The organism is Methylobacterium sp. 1A, from assembly GCF_058072805.1.
The window spans coordinates 767,780-792,570 of record NZ_JBYQVE010000001.1 but is presented as its reverse complement, the minus strand read 5'-3'; the positions used below and the strand labels follow the sequence as shown (position 1 = coordinate 792,570).

Sequence of the window (24,791 nt, the reverse complement as noted above, 5' to 3'; positions counted from 1 at the left end):
GCTCACGGGCCGAACAGCAGCAGCCAGAGGCCACAGTCGATGGCCAAGGCCGCACAGGTGTAGGTCAGCAGCTTGAACGGGATGCCGTCGTCGAGTTGGATGACGGAGAATGCCACCCTGAGCGACAACGCGCCGACGATCCCCGCGACCGCGCAGACGAGCCACGCAGGGAAGAAGGCCCCGAAGAGGCTGAAGGTCGGTGCCGCGGCTTGCATCACTGCCATCGTCCGGGAAGCCGGCACATTCACTGAGCCCCCCGGCCGATGGTGCTTCGGCCCTCGGGCCGGAGCAGGGACGCTACGGGCAGGCGGCCCTGAACGCTTGAACGATACGACTGACTTGCCGTCGCTGGCGGCAGCCGAGACGAAGTTCTCCACCGCGGCTTAAGGCGATGGGTTCGAAGTTCTTCGAACAAGTGATGGCTTCGGCACGGGGGTAGCCGATGATCCTGCCGCGGCTGGATTTCGGTCCACCGGCACCGGCGAAGGCTTTCCTTGCCGCGGACCGCCCCCCGGAAGTCGGCGAGGTCGGAGGCCGCGCGGGGATCGGGCTTATTGCCCGCGCGGCCTGCTGGCTGGACTTCCGGCGAGGGGGCGAAGCCGAAGGCCCAGCGTCCTATGCGGAGGCGTGGTCGGCCTCCGTGAGAGGATGGACGTCGAACGAAGGTGAGCGGCATGGCGGCTCTCTCAATCTTCACCATCGTGCCCGGGACCGCTGGCCAGCCGGGACCCGGCTGGTGATGCCGGCGTCCCGTCGCTCGGTCCGGCGCCATCGACGTCGGGAGAAGGCTGGTCGGGTCAGGCGGCCCGGTGAAGCAGCGATGCGACCACGGTCTCGGCCATGCGCCTGCGCGCCTCTTCGACGTCGATGTCGGGCGCGAGCCGATTCAGCATCGCCGGGAAGGCGGGCGGCTGGCCCACGGCACCGTTGAGCAGCGAGAAGAACAGGGCCGGATGGCTGCTGCGCACGATCCCGGCCTCGATGCCGGCTGCGAACAACGAACGGCAGGCCTCGTAGGCCGGCCTGAGGAGGCGCTCCGTCACCATCACCGCTCGCTCGGGGGCGTCCGACCCGTGGTGGAAGACGAAATCCCTTACCTCCGGATGGACCGCGTAGAAGTTCGCGACCGTGGTGATGAGATTGCTCAGACGTTTGTAAAGGGGCCTATCCGATTGCCTGGAAAGCTTTCCGACCTCGTCGATGACAGGCGTCGTCGCCGTCACGATTAAGTCGAGGCAGGCTTCCCAGAGCTCCGCCTTGCTGCCGAAATGGATGCGAACCAGGTTCGGGCTGACCCCCGCAGCGATGGAAATGCTCCGGATGTCGGCTCCGTCGAAGCCGTCGTTGGAGAACGCGAGGGTCGCCGCACGGAGAAGGGCCTGCCGACCGTCCGGCATGTCTTTGGTCCTGCGGCCGCGCGGACGGGTTCCCGCCTCGGCCGGCCCTCTGGGTCGAGAAACCATCCCACCCGCCGAATAAGTGTCCTTTCGTACATATAACGTCGGGCGTCGACGCTGCAAGCAGACGCGGCGGCCCACCGAGGGCGGATGACCGTGACCGGCCTCGCCGCCCACCCCGTCGCCGGCCAGGGGCTGGTCGAGTGGTGCCGCGGTCATCGACGGCTCGCGATCACGGTGCGGCAGGCCGGACTGAGATGGTCGATGTTCTCGACCAGGCAGTTGGTGATGGCGGTCCGGTTCGGGATGAAGGCCCGGCAGAGATTCATGACGTCAGAGGTGCATGCCTGGCGGTCGCGGATCGTCTCCGACGGGGTGTCGTGAAACTCCTGTGCCTCGACCTGCATGACCGATCCGACGAGGCACGTCAGCACCAGTCCGACGAGCGCGGTGGGAAGGTGCTTTTTACGGGGGCCTACGGCTCTCATCGATGATCTCCATGTTTCTGCAAGAGCTCCGCGCAAATGCGGATACCTGACGTGGGGGCTTTCGCCCTCGACCCGGTCTTGCGCTGGTTGCACCTACATCTGGGCCGGGCGACGGGAATTCCTTGAACGATACGACGGTCCCGCGAGACGGGGCCGCGTCCTAGCTCGGTCGGGGTCGCGGCGAGATCGGGTGGGCTTCGCTCGCGACGACCCTCATGTTCGCGAGCGACGAGGGCTTGCATCCGAAGGTCGCCCGGAAAACCCGGCTGAAATGCGCGCCGTCGGCGAAGCCGGCCTCGACCGCGGCCGACGTCACCGAAGCCCCGTTGCCGAGGCGGCGAATGCCAAAGAGCAGGCGCCGCCAGAGGAGGTACTTCCTGAGCGGCATGCCGACCTGTTGGGTGAAGAGCGCCGAGAACCGACTCGGAGAGAGGGCGACCTGGTCGGCAGCCTCGTAGCGGTTGGCCAGCGGTACCGGCGCGGAATCGATGAGATCGACAACCTCTGACACGCGGCGGTCCAGCCGCGGCAACTGCGGCAGTCCGTCGAGCCAGATCGAACGCCAGAGGTCGAGCAGCGCCCATGCCTCGTCATGGGTCGGCTCCGAACGGTCCATCTCGCGCAGCAGTGACACCAACCGCTCGTGCCCCTTGCCGTCCACGGAGGGGCGGACCTGCGCCAAGGCGCGGGCCGCACGGGTTTCAGGATCCACCCACAGGAAGGCGGTCCTGCCGGTCGCGATGACGCGATGATGTTCGAGTGGCGCGAGGACGCCTGCCTCGGGACCGATGCCCGGGGCGCGCGCCGTCTCGATGCGCAGATGGCCTTCCAGCGGGATGGCGACCTCGAACGCCCTGTGGCGATGCAGCCGCTGATCGGTGGCCTGGCCGAGGAACAGCGCCGCCCCGGGGAACAGGAATGCCTGCCGCGACGTCCGTCGAGCGCCGATTGACCCCTCAGCCAGCATCGTCACCGTCCCCATATATGCTCACACGTACATATATAGGTCCGCGCAAGTTGCAAGCTTCAAAAGGCTGCGGGACGGACGTGCACGGGATCCTGCCGCGGAAGGTCGAAGCTTGGTCGTCCGGATGACCAAGGAGCGGAATTCGGGCCCTTTGTGCAACGGCGCATGATGCGGGTACGGGTGCGTCTGCCGGGCGCGATGCGGATCGGCGACCCTGCGCGTCACAGACTTCCGGCCGAGGCCTCGATCAGAGAGACGACCGCCGGGTTGGGCTTACGCCTGATCGAGCGGGCGCTCGCGTCCGAGATGGGCGGCAAGGCCGGGATCGACTACCGCCCGGCTGGGTGCGGTTCACGCTCGAGGCGCCGTTGCCCGAGCGGCTCGCGGTGGTGCCGGACGTCGAGTTCGCCATCTGACGGCACGCGCGGCTAGGGCCGGCTTGGTGGTTACCGCCACAGGGCGGGACTTCGCCAAGGATGCCCTTGGGGAGGTCAAGGCGATCAAATCCAGCGCACGCAAGACCTAAATCAGCCTCAGGTTGACGATCGTATCCTCCGGTTAAGTTGGATCTGCTTTAAGAATAACTTTGAGTTGCAAAACATATCATTGGTCCGGAGCGCAAAAACTGGGCGTCAGCTTGCGCCAGCATCAGCAGCGTCACGCCCGATTCGCAACTTGATGCAGACCTTCAGTGGTATGATGTGGATGGTCCTGAGGACGGCACTCTGAGCCCATTAAATTAGCCGCGCTGAACGTCCGCTTGCCCGCAATCTGAGCCTAACAGCAGCCATTCCGCTTTCGGCCAGCTTCAGTCGCGTTGGCGGGCGCCTCAGAATGGTTGGGTTGGGTGGAAAGCTGCTAGACCGCTTTCGAGCGGTAGAGGCATCACTGCGGAGGTCGCGGTCCCGCCCTCGCGGAACCTGCGCAGAGCCGCCTTACAATCACCAAAACCGTAGTACGTGAAGCGTCAGCGGAACGGTCGTACGCATCCTCACGAAAACGTGAGGTGTTGCATCGACAGAGCTTGCATTTTTCTGGGTTAAGCAGCCATGCTTATCAAGGCGAGCATGTCTTAGCGTAATGCAACCGTGAGTAAAGAAACGAAACCAATCGTCATTCATCCTATGTAAGGGAATTTTGTTCAGAACTATACAATCAGCTCAATAACTGACCTAAGGAAAGTTGCGTGCCGCTCTTTGACACGGACCTTCGTGCCCTCATGGTAGCAATCGACAGGTCGCGTGCGCGCATCGAGTTCACACCCGATGGAACGGTCAAAGCAGCGAACGCCAATTTTCTCACGCTGATGGGCTACACGCTCGCCGAGGTCGAAGGTCGGCATCACACCCTGTTCGTGCCTGCTGCTGAGCGCGACAGCGACGAGTACCGCCTGTTCTGGGACACCCTGCGCCGGGGTGAGCCGCAGACCCGGGAGTTCAAGCGCGTCGCGAAGAGCGGGCAATTCGTCTGGATCCAGGCCACGTACAATCCGATCCTGGATCGGGCGGGTCGTGTGACGCGGGTCGTCAAGTTCGCCTCGGACGTCACCGCACAGGTCATGAGCAACATCGACCACGACGGTCAGCTCGCCGCTCTCCATCAATCCCAGGCCGTCATCGAGTTCACCCTCGACGGGACGATCCTCGCAGCCAACGCGAACTTCCTCGCCGCTGTCGGCTATCGCTTGGAAGAGGTTCAGGGCCGTCATCACAGCCTGTTCGTCGATCCCGTGGATCATGGCAGCGCCGAGTACCGCACCTTCTGGGAGCGCCTTGGACGCGGTGAGTTCGCCACGGGAGAGTTCCGGCGCATCGCCAAGGGTGGTCGTGAGATCTGGATCCAGGCCACCTACAACCCGATCCGCGATCGCGACGGTGTGCCGACCAAGGTGGTGAAGTTCGCCACCGACATCACCGCTGAGAAGCTCCGGACCGCGGATGCGACGGGCCAGCTCGCCGCCGTCCATCGATCGCAGGCCGTCATCGAGTTCGCGCCGGATGCCACCGTACTGAGCGCGAACGAGAACTTCTTGAAAACCGTCGGGTATCGTCTTGAGGAGATTCGCGGGCGGCCGCACGCGATGTTCGTCGATGCCGGCTATGCGCAATCACCCGAGTATGCGGGTTTTTGGGATCGCTTGCGCGACGGCCAGTTCTCCGCCGGCATGTACCAGCGGGTCGGCAAGGATGGCCGATCGATCTGGATCCAGGCCAGCTACAATCCGATCTTCGATCCGGTCGGCCGCCTGATCAAGATCGTGAAGTACGCCACCGACGTGACCGCCAACATGCAGGCGCGTTCCGTGGCCGTCGATGCGGCGGAACGCGCCCTGGACCACGTGCATGCGATCACCGGCTCCGCCGAGACGATGAACGCTGCGGCCGTCGAGATCTCCCGCAGCATGGCCCAGTCGAGAGAGGTGGTGGACGACATCCATGGTCGCGCGGACCTTGCCGATGCGGCGACGGAAAGGTTGAAGGCCGCCGCGGGGGCCATGGGCGATGTCGCCGCGATGATCGCGCGGATCGCGCAGCAGATCAATTTGCTAGCGCTAAATGCCACGATTGAGGCCGCGCGGGCAGGAGCGGCCGGCAAGGGTTTTGCCGTGGTCGCGACGGAGGTGAAGGAATTGGCCGGGCAGGCCGCGGCTGCCACGACGCGGATCAGCACCGAGGTCGTCGGGATGCAAACCATCTCGGCCGAAGTCGCGGACACGCTCGCCCAGATCACGGCCTCGATCGGCACGATCAGCTCGCATGTCGAGGGCGTCAGCGGATCGATGGATGAGCAGTCGCGTATGACCGGGGATATCCTGGCCAGCATGCATCGCGCGGCGACCAGCGTATCGAGCATCAGCACGAGCTTGGACGACTGGACGGTGGGTATGGAAGAGCGGCGCTCTGAACGGCGAGCACGCGTTCTCCTCCCGGCCCATATTGTCCTGCCCGGAGGGGATCGTATCCCCTGCATGATCCGAGACCTGACGGAGGGCGGCGCACGTCTGCACGCTCCTTCATTGAAGATCGTACCGCAGCAGTTCACGCTGATCGTCGACGCTGACGGCCGACGGTTCCAGTGCGAAACGCGGCACAGCGTTGGCTCCGCGATACACGCGCAGTTCGCGCCATCAACCTCGACACAGGTGAGAGGCGTTGCGTGACAACAAACGCTTCGCATCAGTCCGCAACCAGTTGTTGATAAAACTGAAGCCGCATCCCCGTCACTTGCTCGTAGAAGGGCCGCTTTCGAGAAGCGCCAGCAGTGTGTCGGACGGCTGCTGTGGGCTGGAAGCAGGCGGGCCGCTGAGGGTGGTTTTCCGCCGGTTCGCTTTCGGGGAGCAACCAATGGAGGCGGATATCGTCTCCGTCCCCAATCACGACCCAGAGTCGAAGTCGCCGCACGGCCAGCGTACGGCCGTTTTGGGAAGGGCCGACGGCCGTCCAGCACGGCTGTTGCGGGTCTGAAACTGAGCACCTGCTTCCAAAAACAGGGCTAAGGACCACTCAGCAATCAGGCGAACCGTTGGCGCGGGCAAAAGCATTCTCGATAAATGCCGTCGGCGCGAGTTCGGAAGATAAGCGCCACCACTCGAATTAACAAGACAAGGCGCATTAACATTGTTTTAAGCTCGATCGTTTGGTTTCTTTTTAGATTTATTGTAATATCTAAGTCATATGGCTTCCTTAAGTTCGCTCACTTATCCACCAGCAGAGCTTCGTGTAGAGCTTGTAAGACTGCTTTACACGGCGCTGCCACAAGTAGCGTCAGGGACGAGTTGTATCTGCATCGCGGGAATCTTCGCGGTTTGGCGCTCCGGCGGGTCCTGGCTATCCCTGGCTCTTCTCGCATGGACGCTTACGTTCGCCGCTCTGAGAATCGGAGTGTTGCTGCGCTTTCCCCGTGACCCCGACGCATTGGATCTGTGCTCCGCGAAGCGTTGGGAGGTTAGGTATGCAGTCGGCGCGATAGGCTTTGCTGTTATAACGGGGATTCAGACCAACATTGGCTTCCACAGCAGCTTCGCTGGTGAGTGGGCGCTCTGGACAGGTCTTTCCATGGGCATGTGCGGCGGCGCGTCGGCTACCCGGCTTTCTTGCCTGCCCTGGATCCCTGTAACTACCGGCGCCGTCCTACTAACAGCACTATCCGCTGCCTTCCTCTCATCCGGCGATCCCGGCGGCATGCTCGGTGGCCTTCTCGTGCCGCTCTACGGGCTAAGCTACTTCGAGGCTTGTCGCCATACAGGGCAGAGTCTGATTGCTCGCATGCTCGCAGAACGTGAAGCTCGCCACCTGGCCGCTCACGATGGCCTAACTGGCCTCCCAAATCGGTTATCTTTTCAAGAACAGATCGAACGCGCGACCGCTACAGCCATCACAGACGGCAAGCCGTTTGCTGTGCTCGCGATCGACCTCGACGGCTTCAAACTCGTCAACGATACATACGGCCACGCAGGTGGCGACGAACTCCTGAGGCAGGTCACACATCGCCTACGCGCTGCAACCATGGGCGTTCATTACGCAGCCCGCCTTGGCGGCGATGAGTTCGCGATCGTTACCGCTCCGATCAATGATCGCGAGCGAGTTGCAAGCTTAGCGGCGAAGTTCCTGACTTCGCTTGCCGAGCCCTACACGGTGCAAGGGAAGACCATAACAACAGTCAGCGCCAGTATCGGCGTGGCACTCTGGGGCCTGAACGGCACTGACGGTGAGACGCTGATAAGGTATGCTGACGAAGCTCTATACGAGGCGAAGCGTGGCGGCCGGAAAGCTTGGCGACTTTCGAATGCTCAACTCGCTGCCGCCTGAGCCGGACATTCAATAACGCTTCATCTCGTTGCAGTCTGAGCGTTTTTGGGAATGGCCGCATCATGATGTTTTGAGAAACCGGCGTAGTCTAGGTCGAGGTTGGGCCGGATGAAGAACTTCCGATTCGTGGCGAGGGACTGACTTCTGCTTTCCACACCGAACGGACTACCCAGATAGCCGACGGATGTCCGTTTTTGGGAAGCGCCGACAGCGTCACCGACGACCGAGTTGGGTCGATATGAGGCCGTCCGCTTTTCTGGCCGCCCTTCTTCGAAGCGGCCGCTCCGCTTACGGCCAGATTACGTCAAGCCGGATCGCCACCTCGCGCAGAACCGGACATTCGGCTTGGCGCCCGTCCCGGTCATTCAGAAGGTCCTGCCGACGTCCCGTAAGCGGACGCTACCGGCTCGATAGGCCATTCGCGTAAGGGCAGCTTACGAAATAGCAGTACGACGAGCACCGCTCGCGAGACAGTCGGTATTCTTCCCTGCGATCGGCTGATCATCGCAACAGGTTTGTGTTCGCGCGGCTCGCTGCAACAGATGAGACTCGGGGATTTCGATTTAAATTGAATGATTCTTCTCGGCCCATTATCTGACCGATTTAGTTTCGACATACCGCACTGGGACCAATTATGTCAGTCGTGTTTGGAAGCATTGCGCCATCCGGCTTTGGCTAGCCAGTTCAGCGCCGAGAGGCTCGGCATGAATAGGTACTCGCCACCTTTCATGACGTTGAAGGTTTGCACGCCGTCGATGCGCTTGCGTGCCGGAGTCTGCGGGATCGTGAAGCGTTGCTCACCCTCGTGCAACCCCACGACCGGATCTCGCTCCTCCCCGAGGTCGATGAAGTTGCCGCGGTTGATCCACTCCTGCTGCATGAACTCGATCGTATCGTAAGCGCGCGCGCTGACGAAGATGAAGAAGATGCCCCGCTCGCCCTTGGCATCGTCCGCCGGTACCACGTCCTCGGAGTAGACAGGCCCGAAGGTGCTGGAGCGGCGGATGATGCGGTGGATATTGACGTCGGTGAGCAGCGTCAGCTCGGCGTCGCGTGGGTTGAGCCGGCGCATATGGCAGCCGAGCGGGACGAGACGCCCTCTCGGGTCGTCCGCGTAGGCGAAGTCGTTGTTGCGGCGCGGATCAGCGCCGAGTTCGGGATCGTCAGTGTCGGGCGCAAGGGTAAGGGGTGCGCCTGAGCGCCAGCGCCCGAACATTTTGGCGGCGAGGCGCTCACGCGCCTCCGCCGTCTCGCCGTTGGCCTTCAGGAAGGCGTTGAAGCAGCCGACGCGGCTCTGGTATTTGCGCAGCACCACAAAGGTGCCGTTCCGCCCCAAGACGGCTGGCACAGGCATCGCGAGTGGCACGCCGGTCTCGCTCGGGTAGCCTAGGATGAACTCGCCAGCCTTGATCGGCCGTGCCTCGCCGAGCAGCGGGGCGACGCCGCTGCCCTCGATCGCTGGCTGCGAGATTGAGTCTCGGAAGCCGAACGGGTTCTTCGCGCCCTCGGGCGCGCCGAAGCGGTGCTCTCCGAGAAGTGTCACCCCCACAGCACGGTCGAGCTCCGCGCGGGCGCTCGCGAGTGCTCTATCGAGGGCGGCATCGTCGACCGCATAGATGGTCAGCGCGAGGTGGCACCGGCCGGGCGTGAACACCGCGTCCCAGTTCTCCGGCGCGTTGAGCCCCTGATCGCGCAGCTGCGGCGCGCGTGCGGCCATGCCCTGCTGGAAGGGCAGCGGGAAGGTCTTGAGCTGGGCCTCAGGCAGACCAAGGGCCTTCAACCCTTCGTAGCTGATGGCCACGCCGATCCAGTAATCGAGTTCGTCGGTCCACGTGTCGGCCGACGCGATGTGGGGAGCAAGGCGTCCGAGCAGGTCGCGCGCACCCTCCGCGTCGTCGAAGTGGAGCATGGCGTGGATGCCGACGTACGGCTCGGGACGGCTGCGCAGGATCAGCGCCTGGATGTCGTCGAGCTCCAGCGAGACGGTGTCTCTGCGGAAGCGCGATGCGAGTCGTTCGATGATCGACATGCCTCAACCCACCTTGTCCAGGAATTCGTTGAACGCGCGCTCCAAGCGCTGGAGCCGGCGCACGTCGACGACCGTGACCTGTGGGTTGGCCACGAACCAGCCGGCCGCGGTGATCTGATGTCCGGCGATGAAGTCCTTGACTTTCGGGCTCTTGATCCCCGGCCAGCCCTCAACCGACTGGAACAGCAGATCCATCAGATCCGGGATCTTGGTGGCGAAGTCGTTGATGTACGTGTCCCAGTCGCCGTCGTAGGTGGTGGCGAACAGGATGCGCGTGTCATCGTCGAAGAAGGCGAAGCGCATGTCGTGGAGTGTGCCGACCTTCTGCGCGCCGTCGAAGTTGCCGTTGACCAGGCCGAAGATGCGCCGCAGCCGTTCGGCGCCTCCAGGCTTCAGCCTGGCGATCGCCGTCAGCTCCGAGACGTTGCCGGACTGTGCACCGACCCGCCCGGCCGAGCCCGCGGAGCCCTTCAAGTCGGGATTGTGCTTGGTCATCATCTGTTCGAGCGCAAGCTTGGCGAGCTGCGGCGCGTCGCCCGCAACCTCCTCGATCCGGCGGCGGATCGCCTGGAGACGGGTCTCGTCGATCTGCGGGGCGTCGTGGCTGTCGGTCATCGGTGGCTCCTGTCGCGTCTGGGGTTCGAGATCCCTTCAGTCAGGTATCTGCTCGATCGACGTCGGCTCGACGCGTGGCTGTGCGTTCAGCATGTGTCGACGTGCGCTCGACCGTTCGTAGGCGGCGATGCGCACGCGCATGATCGAGCCGAGTGGCCGGTGCTCCTGGATGCCGTGCCAAGGATTGAACGAGAGCACGTCGTCGCCGTAGACACGCCGGGTCGGAGAGTAGGCATCCTGCGGTGGGAACCGCAGGGTCGCAATCGGCTGATGCGGGGAGAGATCGTCCGGCCAGAGCACCGACGCATCCTCGACTGGCATCGCCGCGAGATCGGTGCAGAGCTGGGCACGCAGCTGATACTCGGCCCCTGCCGTCCGGAAGTGCTCGACTACGAGATTGCGCATAGTCCCATCGTCGACCGGGCCGACTTCCTTGCCCGCCAGCGCCCTCACGTTCGCGGACAACGGCGCGGCGCTGATCTTGGCGACGTGGTCGCCGAAGCGGAGCGCCGCCATGGAGTGGTAGGTCTCGCCGAGCAGGTGCGCGTTGTCCCGGGCCAACCCGCGCAGGGTCGCGCCGGGCATGAGACCGATCGCTTCGGCCGCCGACTCGATCCCGCGCGCGGCGCCGGCGAGCGCCCGCTGCAGGAAGGCTGGATTTCGGGCGTTCTTTTCCAGGAGATCGACGAGCTGCCTGTAGGCCTGGATGGTACCGAAGCTGAGTACGGGGATGTTGACCAGCAGGAAGTCTTGGTTGCCTCCCGCATCCTCATGCAGAAGGCGTTCGCCCTTGACCCCGAGCACCTTGATCGCCATGCCGCGCGGAGCCGGGATTGTATCGGAGTGGATGTCGCCGGGCGCGGAGGACAGGCGCACGACGACGGGATAGACGGCGGGTCGTGCGAAGATCCCCTGCTGCAGGTATGCCGGCAGCCCGTCAGATATGACAAGCTCGCCCGTGAGGATGCCGTGGCTCTTCGCGTGGGCGTCGCGAACCGCGTGACGATGCCGCTCGAACGCCACATGGTTCGAGCGCGCCATGACGTTGAGGATTTCGGCCGTCAGGGCCGCCTCATCGGGTTGTTGAACCTCGACATCCGGCGTGTAGCGAAGATAGGGCCTTCCGGCGTCGCGGTGAGAACTCCCGTCGAGCGTACTCATGCCGCGAGCTCCGCCGATGCGCTCGGTGTGACGGCGTCGATGGCCAAAAGCAAGTGCCGTGGGCCTCGCAGCGAGGCGCCGGGGCGGTATGGCGGTGGGTCGGCGAGAAGCCGCGGCGCTTGCAGCCGCTGGGCCAATGCCACGAGTGCGACCTCCGCCTCGATCCGCGCGAGCGGCGCGCCCACGCAGTAGTGCAGGCTGCCGCCGAACCCGAAGTGCTGGTTGTTCGCGCGGTCGGGAACGAAGCGGTCCGGATCAGCGAAGCGCAGCGGGTCGCGGCTGCCGGAGGCGAGCAGGAGCACCACCGGCGCCCCTTCCGGGATCGTGGTTCCACCGATCGCGATGTCGGCGCGCGCCAGCCGCGTGCGATAGTGGACGGGCGGCTCGTAGCGCAGCAACTCCTCGATCAGCCGCGGCGCGACTTCCGGCTCTCGGCGCAGGCGTTCCAGGTGCTCGGGGAAGCGGAGCAGCGTAAGGACGCCGTTGGTAATCAAGTTCACGGTCGTCTCGTGACCCGCGACCAGGAGGAGGACGGCCGTGGCCACGAGGTCGTGGTCGTTCATCCGCTCGCCGTCGTGCTCGGCTGCGAGCCCGGAGAGCAGGTCGTCCTGCGGCGCCCGGCGCTTCTCTTTGATCAATCCCTGCAGGTAGTCGGTGATCGCAGTAAACGCTTCCTCAGTCCTGCCGGCGTTCTCGCGGTCCGTACGCCGGTCCGGTTCGAGGGCGGTGGCGAGCTGAGTCGCCCACCCCTGGAACCGGGGCTCGTCCTCGCGCGGGACGCCGAGCAGCTCGCAGATCACCGTGACTGGCAGGGGGTAGGAGAAATCGTCGACCAGATCGAGGTCGGTCCGGTCCCGCAGCCCGTCGAGGAGGGCGTGGGTGAGCTGCTCCGCCTTACGGTGCATCGCCCGCACGCGAGCAGGTGCGAACTCGCGCATGACCTGCCGGCGCAGGAGGTCGTGGTCTGGCGGATCGCGGAAGATGAAGGGACGATGGCGCGCGGTGATCCGGCTGCGGACCGGGCGCACGAACAGATCGCTCAGTGGATGCCCGGTCCAGCGGAATAGAGGCGGATCGGGCAGATCCTCCGAGCTAATGCGCGGATCGTGCAGGAGGCGGTAGAGTTCCGCGTGAGTGCTCACGACGTAACTGCCGTCGTCCTGGCGGCTCACGGGCGTCCGGCGCATCTCGGCGTAGAGCGGGTACGGGTCGGCGCGGTTGGCCGGATCGAGGATCTGCTGGAACAGCGTGCCGTTCACGGTGAGCTCCTGTCGGACGGTGGTGCGGGATGCGGTCAGGACACGGCCCGGGCCAGCGGTTGAGGCCGGATGTCGGCTTGGTCGAGAGCGCCGACGATCGGTGGGAAAGGCGTCGCCTCCGCCACCGCCGCCCGGTAGGCGGGCAGCCAGCGGGCGCTGTCTACGGAGACAGCGGCCACAGTTCGCCCCTGCGCGCCGTACACGCCGATGAACCGGCGATCCCGCAACGAACCCTGCACGACGGCGAATTGGTTGGCCCCGGTCGGCAGGCCAACGAGCTTGATGTTGAGGCCGAACTGCTGCGACCAGAAGTCCGGCAGGTGGTCGTAGGGGATTAGTCCCGCTTCACCGGCGACCATGTTCCGGGCTGCCGTCTCCGCTTGAGCGACCGCGTTGCCCCAATGCTCGACGGCGAGGAGGCGGTTGCCGTAGATGGCGCTCGGCCAGTGAGCGATATCGCCGGCCGCGAAGACATCCGGCACAACTGCCCGAGTGGCGGTGAGGACGCGGCAGTGGGTGTCCACCCGGACGCCTTTAGGCGAAACCGCCAAGCCTGCACCGGCCAGCCACTCAGTGTTGCGCAGGGCGCCGAGGGCAGCGACGACGCAATCGGCCTCGATCCGTTGGCCGTTGCGCAGGATGGCCGCGACGACCCGGCTATCCGCGTCGGGTTGAAATCGCGCGACTTCTGACTCCAGTCGGAGGTCCACGCCGCGGTCGCGGATTACGTCCCGCATGAAAGCGGCCGTGACGGAACCCAGGGCATGAACCAACGGGAGCGCACCGCGCACCGCCAGGGTCACGTCGAGGCCGAGATCGCGGCAGCACGACGCGATCTCACAGCCGATAAACCCGCCACCGATGATGAGCACGCGGCGCGGTTTCCCGGCGAGGCCACGCGCAAGATGCTCTGCGTCCGCGTGGCCGCGAAGCGTGTACACGTTCGAGGAAGCTGCTTCCGCACCGTTCGGCCACGGGCGTGCCCGAGTCCCGGTCGCGATAAGCAGCCGGTCGTATACGATCTGTGTGCCGTCCGAGAGGTAGATACGATGTGCGAGCGTATCGAGCCCCAATGCACCGACCCCGAGGCGGAACGTGGCGTTCAGATCGGCCCGTTGCGGCAGGGATGTTTCCGCGCTGTACAGGCCGCGGAGCACCTGCTTCGACAGCGGCGGACGATCGTAGGGCGGCTCGTTCTCGTCACCGATCAGAACAATCCTGCCTTCGTAGCCCACGTCACGCAGTGCGTGCGCCGCGGACAGGCCCGCGAGCGAGGCGCCGACGATGACGATCTGGCGAGGAGCTTCGGTGGGCGCTGTCATCGGTCGCCCACTTTATGCGGCATAAGGGCCGGAACGTCGCTCGTCGCAGTAATGGCACGCACCGGGCAGGCCTGCACCGCGCGCTCAATCTCGGCTCGAGCGGCTTCGTCGGGTGCCGTGTCGTAGACCAACGCTTCTGCACCATGCAGGGCGAAGTGGTCGGGAGCGGCGTAGATGCACTGCGCGTAAGCTTGGCAGCGGTTGAGGTCGACGACGACCTTCATGGATGACACTCCGTCGAAGGGGCAAGCGCCGGTGGCGGCAGTCACTGGAGGACGCGGAGCGTCAGTCGTGTGACCTCCCGGCGGAGGATGGCGCGCTCGTCCCCTCATCGAACACGGCACCGCACCGAGCACTCAACTGCTCGCGGTGTTGATGCATGCAGGCGATGATCGCCGGACGGTTGGGCACGTCCTCAGCGCACAGGCGCAGGACGTCGCTGCGACACGCCAAGGTCGCTTCCGTGATACTTGTCTCGGCAGCGGCGCCGTTGAGACTGGTACCGACGACGAGGAATAGGATTAGGAGGGTCAAACGCGACATGATGCGGCTCTCTGGATGCGCCCCCGTCGTAGAACCATAAAGGAAATAATAAGTTCCTTTTCAAGTAGGAATGTCACGGGGAGGTATGCAGTGACGACAAGCCAGAAAGAGGCGTCGCCGTTGGCGTCGCGGAAGCGTGCCCTCAGCCCCGGACGCCCGCGCGCGGCAACGATCCAGGCACGTCAGGATCGGCTGATGGACATCGTCACTGCCGAGTTTCTGACATACGGCTATGAGGGGGCAAATATCGCGCGTGTAGCCCGTACCGCAGGAGTTTCGCCCAAGACGATCTACGCGCGCTACGCCACAAAGGACGAGTTGCTGCTGGCAGTCGTGGTTCACCTAACGGAAGCCTCGCGCGAAGGACTGGCACAGGAGCTGATGGATGGCTCAATCAGCCCCGAGCAAGGTCTGACGACCTTTGCCCTGACCACCGCCTACCATTGGACATCGGAGCGTGAGTTCGGACTCTACAGGCTTGTCATCACGGAAGCCGGTCGCTTCCCCCACCTCGTAACGCTTTATCGAGAGAGCACCGACGCGTTCCGTGAAGTCGTGACGGCGTATCTCACCGATCAAGTCGCTCGACGTGTGCTCGTGATCAAGGATGTCTCGACCGCCGTTCAGTTGTTTGTGTCCGTGACGACAGGACAGATCCGAGAGCGAATGCTTCTAGGTGAGCGTCCTTCTTCAATAGAAATTGAAGATCAAGTAAGAGAAGGTGTCAGAATGTTTCTGGCCTGGTGCAAAAATAAATAATAGTATCGGTTAAACATATGCAGAATTATTATACAAAATCATATCTCTGTCTTCGGTCGGTGTCAGGAGAAGATGCCGGCGATTGTTGTCTAAAGGCGCATCTGTAGCGGACGGACAGTTCCAGCTTCTCTCTGTGAGCTGACCGGCAAGGATGAGTTCTAGCTGCGCTGTTCCACATTGCTTGCCCAATCGGAATTCAACGATAGGTAGCGCGCTCAGCGATGCAGATAAAAGGAAAGTTTTTCAACAAACGCGGTCTATGCATGTGTTGCGCCCGCCGAGGCTGCCGGATTCTCTTGGAATACTGCGTCGGAAATTCAAATGTCGAGAAAAGGTATCCGTCGGTAGCCGGCAGCGAGAACGCTGCGGTGTCCGGTTTAGCGCCTCGCGCGACCGAAAGCTGCCAGACCGCTTTCGGCCAGATCCCGTCCCGTGGACGGGGTCTGAATGACTGCGCCGGGTGGATTTCTGCAGTTCCGGTTTCGGGCACAGATCGGGAAAAGCGGACGCTCGGCAGCAGCAAATTCATGCCGAAAGCGAAGCGACAGATCTTAATTCGAGTAATCAAATAGCAAAAATTCGCTTTAATACAAACCCCTCCGAGCTTAAATATCGAAGTAAGAAAGGTTAAACTAAAACCAATAAATCTAGAAATTTGTCTTCGATATATAATTTCCCAATTCAAGCTCAGTTGATCTGCGGCGATCGACGCCAGCGGTTTTTCGACCGTCGACCTGACCCTGTCCGCTCCGCCAGACCTCTTCGCTCAAGTTCGATGCAGGCCGCGCAGACGCCGTCGATGGGATCGGAGCTGGAGTGGCCAGACCGGATCTTGATGACTGATGCGCTCATGAATTCGTCGTCGAGGGCCGCCAAGATCTTGAGTTCGTGCGGCGTGAGCGGACGCAAGATGACCTCCTCAACGTTCCGGTGAGCCGTATTTCACCCGGCTTAAGCGCCACGCCCGAGCTGCCGTCGATGCGGGAGCCGATGATCGACCGGACCAAGTTGATCCGGCCCGTCGGCTGCGACACGGCGCCGGACATCTTCCAAGGGCTCGATCCCCTCGGGCGCGCATCCCGATTGCGATCCGGCTGAAAAGCCTGGACGACCGGCGATGCTCCGTCTTTCCTAGGATTCGCGGACCCGCGCTCAACCGCATCGCGGTGCCTTGCAACGGCCCGCGACAGCGGCAAGCCCGGACCCCGTCAGGAGAAGCGCAAGTTGCTCCGGGTCAGCTGATCGACGGATGCGCAACCCATCAACCGCATGTCCCTTTCGATCTCGGACCGCATCAGGTCCAATGCGCGTTCGACCCCGGCCTGACCAGCCGCAGCGAGGGGGAACAGGTAGTAGCGTCCGAGGCCGACGGCCTTCGCTCCGACTGACAACGCCTTCAAGACATGGGTGCCGCGCTGGACGCCGCCGTCCATGATCACGTCGATCCGGTCGCCGACCGCGTCCACGATCTCGGCGAGCTGGTCGAAGGCCGTGCGTGAGCCGTCAAGCTGGCGCCCGCCGTGGTTCGACAGGATGATGCCGGTGCAGCCGATGTCGACCGCACGCTTGGCGTCCTCCACCGACATCACGCCCTTCAGGCAGAATTGGCCGCCCCACTCACGCACCATGGCGGCGACGTCGTCCCATGACAGGCTGGGATCGAGCATCTCGGTGAAGTAGCGGCTGATAGAGAGTGCCCCGCCGCCCATATCCACGTGGCCATCAAGTTGCGGGAGCTTGAAGCTCTCGTGCGTGACATAGTTGATCCCCCAGGCCGGCTTCATCGCGAATTGCATCATCCCGGCGAGGGTAAGCCGGAACGGGATCGAGAAGCCCGTCCGCTTGTCGCGCTCGCGGTTCCCTCCCGTGATGCTGTCGACGGTCAGCATCATGACCTCGATGCCGGCCTGCTTGGCCCGGGCCATCATCTCGCGATTCAAGCCGCGGTCCTTGTGGAAGTAGAACTGGTAGACCTGGGGACCGCCGCTGATGCGACGCGCTTCCTCCAGGCTTACGGTCCCGAGCGAGGAGACGCCGAACATCGTCCCGTACTTGCCCGCCGCAGCGGCGACGGCGCGTTCCCCCTGATGATGGAATAGCCGCTGAAGAGCCGTGGGCGAGCAGTAGACCGGCAGCGCGAGCCGCTGGCCCATGACCGTCACGGACAGGTCGATATCGCCGACGCCGCGCAGGACGTTCGGCACCAGGTCGCACCGGTCGAAGGCCGTCGTGTTGCGCCGGTACGTGACCTCGTCGTCGGCCGCCCCGTCGATGTAATCGAAGATCGGCCCGGGCAGCCGGGCCTTCGCCATGCGGCGGAAATCGTGGAAGCTGTGGCAGCTCTTCAGTCGCATCTCGGATCCCCGTGGGCGCGTGGCGCCATCGCCAGAGCAGAAGGATGGCCGGGAGGGATCGCTCGCCCCCGGCCCGGCAGCCTCAATGAGCGAGGGTCGGGATCGCCGCGGCCGGCACCATGGCGGTGAATGGCGGCACGTAGGCCTGCAGCATCACCAGGAGGCCGACGAGGCAGGCGAGCGCGATCGAGTGGAAGAAGACGTAGCGCAGGATCTTCGCCTCTCCGCCGTACCACTGCGTCGCCGTGGAGGCGACGACGATCGACTGCGCATCGATCATCTTGCCCATGACACCGCCCGAGGAATTCGAGGCCGCCATCAGGGTCGGCGACAGGCCGAGCTGCTCCGCGGTGATCTTCTGCAGGCCGCCGAACAACACGTTCGAGGCCGTGTCAGAACCCGTCAGCGCCACGCCGAGCCAGCCGAGCATCGCCCCGAAGAACGGGTAGATCCAGCCGGTCTGCGCGAAGGCGAGGCCCAGCGTCGCGTCGGTGCCCGAGTATTTGGTGACGTAGCCCAGCGCCAGCATCGCCGAGATCGTGATCAGGGAGTAGCGCACGAGCCAAGCGGTGCGGCCGTACTCGCGCAGCAGCTTGTGCGGGCTGAAGCCGAGGATCAGGCCGCCCACGATCGCCGAGAGCAGGATGCCGGTGCCCGTCGCCGAGAGCAGGTTGAGGGTATAGATCGCGGCCTCGCTGTGACTCGCGGCGACAACCGGCGGCATCTTGAAGACCAGGTTGTGCAGGTAGGGCACCGGCATCTTCCACACCCAGAGGGCGTCGAGCCAGGCGCGGAACTGCGGCGTGCCCCAGGCGAAGACGAACAGCGACAGGATCAGCCAGGGCAGCCAGGCGCGGAACACCGTGCCGGGGGAGTGAGTCCGCCGCTCAGCGACCGGAGCCGTTCCTGCGGCGACATCGGTTGCGGTCCAGATGCGAGCGGGCTGCCAGACGCGCAGGAAGCCGGCGAGCGCCGCCATCGAGCAGATCGCCGCGACCACGTCTACGAGCCAGGGGCCGTGGAAGTTCGAGACGAGATACTGCGGAACCGCGAACGAGAGACCGGCCACGAGCAGCGCCGGCCAGACCTCCAGCATGCCCTTGCGGCCGGCGAACGCCCAGATCAGCCAGAACGGCACGAGGAGGGAGAAGAACGGCAGCTGCCGGCCGATCATCGCGGACAGCGCGATGAGATCGAGCCCCGTGACCGCTGAGAGCGCGATCACGGGAGCGCCGAGCGCGCCGTAGGCGACGGGCGCCGTGTTGGCGATGAGCGAGAGGCCCGCAGCGGCCAGCGGCGTGAAGCCGAGGCCCATCAGCATCGCGGCCGTCACCGCCACCGGCGTGCCGAAGCCGGCCGCACCCTCGAAGAAGGCGCCGAACGAGAACGCGATGAACAGGAGTTGCAGCCGCCGATCCGGCGTGATGCCGGCAATCGAGTCGCGCAGGATGTCGAACTGCCCGGTCCGCTCCGTAAGCCGGTAGAGGAAGATGACGTTGAGGATGATCCAGCCGATCGGCAGCAGGCCGAACGCCGCGCCGTAGACGGCGGTGGCCCCGGCCATCGGGGCCGGCATCCCGAAGCCTATCACGGCGACGCAGAGCGCCACGACGAGGCCCAGCAGAGCCGCGACGTGCGCCTTCAGGTGCAGCAGGCCGATGCCGCCAAGCAGCACGACGATCGGCAGGGCGGCGAGCGCCGTCGACCAGAGCGCGCTGCCCAGGGGATCGTAGACTTGGTTCCAACTCAAGGCATGGTCCTCCCGATGGTGGTCCGATCCGAGCCGTGATCGAGCCAGCACCTATCGTCGCCCCGCGCGTGTGGCGTACGCGCGCAGAACCAGGGCCGCCTTCATCGAGCTGAACCGACGCCAGGGCTCATTATTAAACCGCAGGCAATGTTCTGGTAAAACTATTTTACCAATCATGTCAACTGGACATGGCGCTTGCCCGAGCTACAGTTGTCAGGCCGGGCGGGTTGGTACGGGTGAGTGGGGGCGGGAGATGGAGGAGGACCCGATCAAGGGGGCGAGCGCTGCCGAGAGCACGGCGCGCCACCTGAAGGACCTGATCCGCGAGGGTTCTCTCAGCCCCGGCGATCATCTGCTGCCCGAGCGTGATCTGGCCGTGCAGCTCAACGTGTCGCGCCCGACCTTGCGACAGGGCATCAAGATCCTGGAGGACGAAGGCCTCATCGTCCAAACGCCCACCGGACGCTCGGTGGCCGCCCTCGGCCGCGGGATCACGGACCCGCTGATCGCGCTCATCGCCTCCCATGCGGAGGTCGTGGACGATTACCTGGAGTTCCGGGCGACGACCGAACGGCTAGCGGCCCGCCTCGCGGCCGAACGCGCGAACAGCGTCGATCGCGAGCGGCTCAGCCTCTGTATGGATCGCATCGACCGCGCTCACGAGAGCGGCGTCCGGCGCGAGGAGGCGGAGGCGGATGTCGACCTGCACATCGCGGTCTACGAGGCGAGCCACAACCTCGTTGTGCTGCACACGATGCGGGCGTTGTCCGGCCTGCTCCGTCAGGGTGTGATCGAGAACCGCGAGACCTTGTTCTCCCGTCCGGAGACGCGCGACCAACTGCGTGCGCAACATCGGGCGATCTTCGACAGCGTGATGGCCGGGAACGCGGAGGAAGCCGGCAATGCCGCTGAGGCACACATCCACTACACGCACCACGCCCTAAATGAGATCAAGGCATCGGAAGCGCGTCTGCAGGTATCCTTGCGCAGGCTGAATGGGGGTCGGGTTTCGACACGTCAGAAAGTCGAGCGATAGGCTCTGATCAGCGCAGTAAAGCCTTTGACGCATCGTGACACCGCGAAACATGCGTCCGCTTTCGGGATCCGCATGGCTGTATGTGAATGACTTAGTTGGGTCGGAAGCGGAATGACCGGGTTTCGTTATAGGTTGGTCCGCGGCCCAGATGGGCTAGGCCAACCTAGTTCTGTGAGCACTGCGCATGCACTGCCTTAGATCGACAGACTGCTGGCGTCTTCAACCGACGGGCCCACTACCGACGTCGAACCGCTGCCTTGGGGGCAGCCAGGGCAACTACACCGCCGCAGCCGGTATAAAGCTGCGCTTCGGTAGCGGAGCGGGGATGACACCCCGCACCACGGTCTTCACGTAGGAGACAGGCTGAGCTTCGACTCAGGCTGCGTGAGGCGCGTTCACCGCCTCTTCGAGAGCCTGCAGGTTCGAACCCGAGCCGATCCGCTCACCTACGTCCGCGAGCCATCGCTCTGCTGTCTCGCGACCGAGGTCGCGCAAGCCAGTCAGCGTCGACCAGCGCGTGTCGAGTTTGCTCACGCCCCCGCTCGACAGTTCGCCCGGTGCATGGAGCAGATGGATATTGATGTCCGCCACGGCCTGCATGTGCGCGTCCCGCGTAACCGATGCGAGGGCATAGCGCTTGAGCTCGGCAAGGGTCTTCAGATCGCGGATTAGACATGCGTTGAAGCTAATGTCGCTCACGCGGCCCGCCCGCTCTGACGGCAATACGCCGACGTCCTCCGTGACGAACGGCGTCAGCTGTACGACGATGAGGTCGGTGGCACCATGCCCGCCGTACACCAGCGGCTCCAGCGCGGGATTGGCTGAGTAGCCGCCGTCCCAGTACCGCCGCCCGGCGATCTCCACCGGTGCGAACAGTTCCGGTAGGCAACACGAAGCCATCAGCGCATCCAGCGTCACCTCGTTCCCTGTGAACACCCGCGCCGCGCCAGACAGGATATCGGTTGCCGACACGAAGAACGGCACCCGCGTCTGCCGGGCGACCAGATCCAGATCAAGGCTCGCGCGCGCCACCGAGCGCAGCAGGTGCATGTCACGTATGGATGGCAGGAACGGCGCGAAGTAGGGCGAGACCTCACGGAAAGCGGCCAACGAGTGCGTGAGGAATGGGTTCAGCATCGGTGCGAAGGCACCGAAATCATCGAAGCTCCGCAGCGGCGATCGATCGGCCGTAGTCTGCCAAAGGCGGGTCAGCGCATCCCTGGCTCCGTCGTCGCCACCGACGGCGAGTCCCGACACCAAGGCGGAGCCGTTGAGCGCACCCGCGCTCGCGCCGCTGACGGCGACGATTTCGACATGCTCCTCTAGGAGTCGGTCGATCACCCCCCATCCGTAGGCACCGTAGGAGCCTCCCCCCTGGAGCCCCAGCGCGACCCGCGGTTTCGTTTCAGTCATTGAATCACCTGATCATGCGCTGCAGCAAACTCATGCCGCAACGCGTGAGGAGAGTTATAGCTGCCCTGTTATGCCCCCCTGTGACGTCGTAGGCCGTTTGGTATTGCCCGGGGTAATCTGCCTTTAAGACCATCCACCGATCCTTCGCTGGCGCGTCTACGCGAGCATCGTGGCAGCCATGGTCGCAGCGCATTCCGACATGCTGAGGCGAACTTGATGCCGAGGCAGCTTCGGGTGGATTTCGGTCCGTCGGATTCTTGAGAAATAGATCGGAAGAGCGGATGCCCGCCAATTGGCTAAGTCGGCCATAGGGCACCTGGCGTGGGCGTACGTACCATCCGATAGAGCTGCTGACATCGCACCTTAAGCGGTCCGTGCGTCAGGCCTTTGGGACGGTCATCTCGAAGCGTAGGCCACTCCCGTCGATGGTGCGCTCGAAGCGACCGCTCAAGCTGCGCTCGATAGTCTGCTTGAGTAGCCGCGAGCCGAACCCAGTCCCATCGGCCTTGGGCACGTCGGCATCCGCTGGACCTTCGTGCCACGTCACGCGCAACCCATCGCCGCCCATCTGTCCCTGAACTCTCAGTGACCCGCCTCCCGACAGGGCACCGTACTTAGCGGAGTTAGTGGCGAGTTCGTGGAAGATCATCGCGAAGTCATTGATCTTGTTTGGGGGAACGACCACCGTGTCGTCAATGTCGATCTCGATATTGGCGCCGTTCCGGTACGGTGCCAAAATGCGCTCTGCGAGGACGACCATCGGGACGTTTCCGTGGTCGTTACGCTGCGCGCGCGTCGCTAGGGCCGTCGCCTCGTGAAGCACGCCGAACCGCCGCGACAGGTCTTCAGCGAATAGTGGCGCCGACTTGGCGTCTCGGGCGACGATGGACGTCAGCGCCCGGGCCACCGCAAACATGTTCGAGACGCGGTGAGCGAGCTCGGCAGTTAGAAGCCGCTCGGCTTCTTCGGCCCTCTTGCGGTCAGTGACGTCGAGGAAAATGGCCTGGATCCATTCCCCGACCCGACCGGCATCCCCGCCGACGCCTCGCGCCGAGATCCAGCGTGCGTCCGCACCATCGCCGATGCGGAAGTCGAAACTGTAGGGATGTGGGTTCCGCTCGCTGGCCGCCCATTCCTCCACCATCGCTGTGCGGTCGTCGGCGCTGACGCGCGCGAATAGCGCGTCGATGTCGATGACGGTTTCCGAGACCCCCCAGAACTCACAGCATAGGCTGTCGAGCTGAGCCTTCCGCTGGGTCGGCGACCACGCCCAGAGGCCGACGCCGCCCCGGTGGATCGCGCCGGTGAAATTTGCCAGCGTCCAGCCGTCGCTCGTCAATTCGGGAATCTCGTTCATGCGCTCCTCGGGTGCATGCCTATCGGGACAACACGCCCGGTACGACGCCGGGACATAACTCGCAGACGACGTTCCGGCTCCGGTCTAGCTTCTGCCCGCCGTCATTCCCCGCAGTGAACGGGACTACGCGCCGCTTCCGGTCTTGGATGGAGCGGCGGAAACCAACCTGCGGGATCCAAGTTGATGCGTGATGTCCGCAAAGCCCCCTTTGAATACCTCGATGGTCCTCGTCGTCGAGGACAACGAATTCGTGCGCCTGTACGCTGTCGAGATGCTGGAAGATGCTGGCTTGGCGGTGGTCGAGGCCTGCGATGCTGACGAGGCCTGGGCCATCCTGAAGCGCCATACGAACATCGGCGTGCTGTTCACTGACATCGACATGCCCGGGTCCATGTGCGGCAAAACCCTAGCCGCACGCGTTCACGCGTTGTGGCCCGATATCCAACTTATTCTGACCTCCGGGCGGCAGCGTCTCGCCAACGAAGAGGTGCCAGACCACGGCCTGTTCGTGGCCAAACCCTACGGCACGAAGGAAATCGTTGAAGCCATCGTCCATGCCCGCTAACCGACGGGACTGTGATCGGCGAAAATATCCTGCGTAGTAGGCCCATTATGGCACGGCGGTGGAAGCGGCCAGCTACGAGCGACACAGCTCCAACGGGACCGGCAGAGCGCGTCTGCTTTCAGCTCGGCAGATATTGCGTTGTTGTGTCTTACCAGGGTCGATAGGAGGCCGTCCGCTTTTCCGGTCGTACTGCTCCGAAGCGGACCGACAGCTTTCGGCCACAACCGGGCATAACGATCGTCCGTAACGGGATCGGCTAGCGGACACCCAGGACCCGGCTCCCGGGATCCGGCTCATCGAAGGAGGCGATCGTCTCACAAGACCAGTACGCTGATCCTTTCATTGGCGGGGGGCCAAACGTACACTCCCGGTCATGACGACGATCCGGATCGGCTACGCCCGCTGCTCGACCGACCGGCAGGACCTCGCGGCCCAGCGCGCTACCCTAGAAGGCTCGGGCGTCGCGCCCGAGCGGATCTACACCGACCACGGCCTGACGGGGACGAACCGAACCCGACCGGGGCTGGACCAAGCGCTCGCCGCCGTCAGGACTGGCGACACCCTCGTCGTGCCGAAGCTCGACCGCTTGGCGCGCTCCGTCCCCGACGCCCGCGCCATCGCCGATACGCTGGCCGGGCGCGGCGTCAGGCTGGCGCTCGGGGCGAGCGTCTACGATCCGGCCGATCCGATGGGGAAGATGTTCTTCAATGTCCTCGCCACCTTCGCCGAATTCGAGAGCGACCTGATACGCCTGCGCACCCGCGAGGGGATGGCGATCGCCCGGACCCGGGGCAAGCTGCGCAGCAAGAAGCCTAAGCTCTCGGAGAAACAGCAGAGCGAGGTGCGCCGGATGAACGACACGGGCGAGTATGCGATCGGGGATCTGGCCGAGCTGTTCGCGGTGTCTCGCCTCACGGTCTATCGAACGCTCGCCCGCCAGCCAGGTACGTCGCGTTGATCGATATCCC

The 24,791-nt window shown here is 64.1% G+C and carries 21 protein-coding genes; 6 read left to right on the top strand and 15 right to left on the bottom strand.

Annotated elements, in window-relative coordinates:
• Positions 1-2: 2 nt before the first annotated feature.
• The 4 genes from ACX9MN_RS03900 to ACX9MN_RS03885 form a co-directional block, all read right to left on the bottom strand.
• Positions 3-215: a YtcA family lipoprotein gene (locus tag ACX9MN_RS03900; protein WP_052516914.1), complete on the bottom strand. Its 213-nt coding sequence runs from the start codon at positions 213-215 to the stop codon at positions 3-5.
• A 582-nt stretch (positions 216-797) separates the two neighbouring features.
• Complete coding sequence (locus ACX9MN_RS03895; protein WP_489723751.1) at positions 798-1,397, bottom strand: TetR/AcrR family transcriptional regulator; 600 nt, start codon at positions 1,395-1,397, stop codon at positions 798-800.
• 215 nt (positions 1,398-1,612) lie between these two features.
• Positions 1,613-1,804, bottom strand: a complete 192-nt coding sequence (locus ACX9MN_RS03890; protein ID WP_043074405.1) for a hypothetical protein — start codon at positions 1,802-1,804, stop codon at positions 1,613-1,615.
• Between the two features lie 241 nt (positions 1,805-2,045).
• On the bottom strand, positions 2,046-2,852 hold the full coding sequence (locus tag ACX9MN_RS03885) for an AraC family transcriptional regulator (RefSeq protein ID WP_179239944.1): 807 nt from the start codon (positions 2,850-2,852) through the stop codon (positions 2,046-2,048).
• 1,186 nt (positions 2,853-4,038) lie between these two features.
• On the opposite strand from ACX9MN_RS03885, the gene ACX9MN_RS03880 reads away from it, so the two are divergent.
• Both ACX9MN_RS03880 and ACX9MN_RS03875 read left to right on the top strand, forming a co-directional pair.
• Positions 4,039-6,012 (top strand): methyl-accepting chemotaxis protein, encoded by a 1,974-nt coding sequence (locus ACX9MN_RS03880; RefSeq protein ID WP_489723750.1) that lies wholly within the window; start codon positions 4,039-4,041, stop codon positions 6,010-6,012.
• Positions 6,013-6,736: 724 nt separating this feature from the next.
• A complete protein-coding gene (locus ACX9MN_RS03875; RefSeq protein ID WP_489723749.1) occupies positions 6,737-7,660 on the top strand; it encodes a diguanylate cyclase domain-containing protein in 924 nt (307 codons plus the stop codon).
• A gap of 637 nt (positions 7,661-8,297) precedes the next feature.
• Here the strand turns inward: ACX9MN_RS03875 and ACX9MN_RS03870 are convergent.
• Genes ACX9MN_RS03870 through ACX9MN_RS03845 form a run of 6 tightly spaced genes read right to left on the bottom strand, consistent with a single transcriptional unit; the run spans position 8,298 to position 14,270 of the window.
• On the bottom strand, positions 8,298-9,689 hold the full coding sequence (locus tag ACX9MN_RS03870) for a Dyp-type peroxidase (RefSeq protein WP_489723748.1): 1,392 nt from the start codon (positions 9,687-9,689) through the stop codon (positions 8,298-8,300).
• Between the two features lie 3 nt (positions 9,690-9,692).
• Positions 9,693-10,304: a hypothetical protein gene (locus ACX9MN_RS03865; protein ID WP_427454413.1), complete on the bottom strand. Its 612-nt coding sequence runs from the start codon at positions 10,302-10,304 to the stop codon at positions 9,693-9,695.
• A 36-nt stretch (positions 10,305-10,340) separates the two neighbouring features.
• On the bottom strand, positions 10,341-11,465 hold the full coding sequence (locus tag ACX9MN_RS03860) for a catalase family protein (protein WP_489723747.1): 1,125 nt from the start codon (positions 11,463-11,465) through the stop codon (positions 10,341-10,343).
• Positions 11,462-12,724, bottom strand: a complete 1,263-nt coding sequence (locus ACX9MN_RS03855) for a cytochrome P450 (protein WP_043074394.1) — start codon at positions 12,722-12,724, stop codon at positions 11,462-11,464. Before ACX9MN_RS03855 ends, ACX9MN_RS03860 begins: the two co-directional genes overlap by 4 nt.
• 35 nt (positions 12,725-12,759) lie before the next feature.
• Positions 12,760-14,046 carry an NAD(P)/FAD-dependent oxidoreductase gene (locus ACX9MN_RS03850; RefSeq protein WP_489723746.1) on the bottom strand — a complete coding sequence of 429 codons (1,287 nt, stop codon included), beginning with the start codon at positions 14,044-14,046 and terminating at the stop codon, positions 12,760-12,762.
• Entirely contained in the window at positions 14,043-14,270 is a 228-nt protein-coding gene (locus ACX9MN_RS03845; protein ID WP_043074396.1) for a ferredoxin, read from the bottom strand. The genes ACX9MN_RS03850 and ACX9MN_RS03845 overlap by 4 nt, the downstream gene beginning before the upstream one ends.
• Positions 14,271-14,784: 514 nt before the next feature.
• Here ACX9MN_RS03845 and ACX9MN_RS03840 point away from each other — a divergent pair.
• Positions 14,785-15,348, top strand: coding sequence for a TetR/AcrR family transcriptional regulator (locus ACX9MN_RS03840; protein ID WP_489723745.1), 564 nt, complete (start codon positions 14,785-14,787; stop codon positions 15,346-15,348).
• 687 nt (positions 15,349-16,035) lie between these two features.
• Here ACX9MN_RS03840 and ACX9MN_RS03835 read toward each other — a convergent pair.
• From ACX9MN_RS03835 to ACX9MN_RS03825, 3 genes are all read right to left on the bottom strand, one after another.
• Positions 16,036-16,257 (bottom strand): hypothetical protein, encoded by a 222-nt coding sequence (locus ACX9MN_RS03835; protein WP_430911147.1) that lies wholly within the window; start codon positions 16,255-16,257, stop codon positions 16,036-16,038.
• 299 nt (positions 16,258-16,556) lie between these two features.
• A complete protein-coding gene (locus ACX9MN_RS03830) occupies positions 16,557-17,702 on the bottom strand; it encodes an alpha-hydroxy acid oxidase (RefSeq protein WP_489723744.1) in 1,146 nt (381 codons plus the stop codon).
• An 82-nt stretch (positions 17,703-17,784) separates the two neighbouring features.
• A complete protein-coding gene (locus ACX9MN_RS03825) occupies positions 17,785-19,452 on the bottom strand; it encodes an L-lactate permease (protein ID WP_489723743.1) in 1,668 nt (555 codons plus the stop codon).
• A 253-nt stretch (positions 19,453-19,705) separates the two neighbouring features.
• On the opposite strand from ACX9MN_RS03825, the gene ACX9MN_RS03820 reads away from it, so the two are divergent.
• Positions 19,706-20,488, top strand: coding sequence for an FCD domain-containing protein (locus ACX9MN_RS03820; RefSeq protein ID WP_489723742.1), 783 nt, complete (start codon positions 19,706-19,708; stop codon positions 20,486-20,488).
• 375 nt (positions 20,489-20,863) lie between these two features.
• Here ACX9MN_RS03820 and ACX9MN_RS03815 read toward each other — a convergent pair whose 3' ends face one another.
• A complete protein-coding gene (locus ACX9MN_RS03815; protein ID WP_489723741.1) occupies positions 20,864-21,901 on the bottom strand; it encodes a patatin-like phospholipase family protein in 1,038 nt (345 codons plus the stop codon).
• Between the two features lie 379 nt (positions 21,902-22,280).
• A complete protein-coding gene (locus ACX9MN_RS03810; RefSeq protein WP_489723740.1) occupies positions 22,281-23,258 on the bottom strand; it encodes a sensor histidine kinase in 978 nt (325 codons plus the stop codon).
• A 220-nt stretch (positions 23,259-23,478) separates the two neighbouring features.
• On the opposite strand from ACX9MN_RS03810, the gene ACX9MN_RS03805 reads away from it, so the two are divergent.
• Positions 23,479-23,823, top strand: a complete 345-nt coding sequence (locus ACX9MN_RS03805) for a response regulator (RefSeq protein WP_489723739.1) — start codon at positions 23,479-23,481, stop codon at positions 23,821-23,823.
• 373 nt (positions 23,824-24,196) lie between these two features.
• Positions 24,197-24,781, top strand: a complete 585-nt coding sequence (locus ACX9MN_RS03800) for a recombinase family protein (RefSeq protein WP_489723738.1) — start codon at positions 24,197-24,199, stop codon at positions 24,779-24,781.
• Positions 24,782-24,791: the final 10 nt, after the last annotated feature.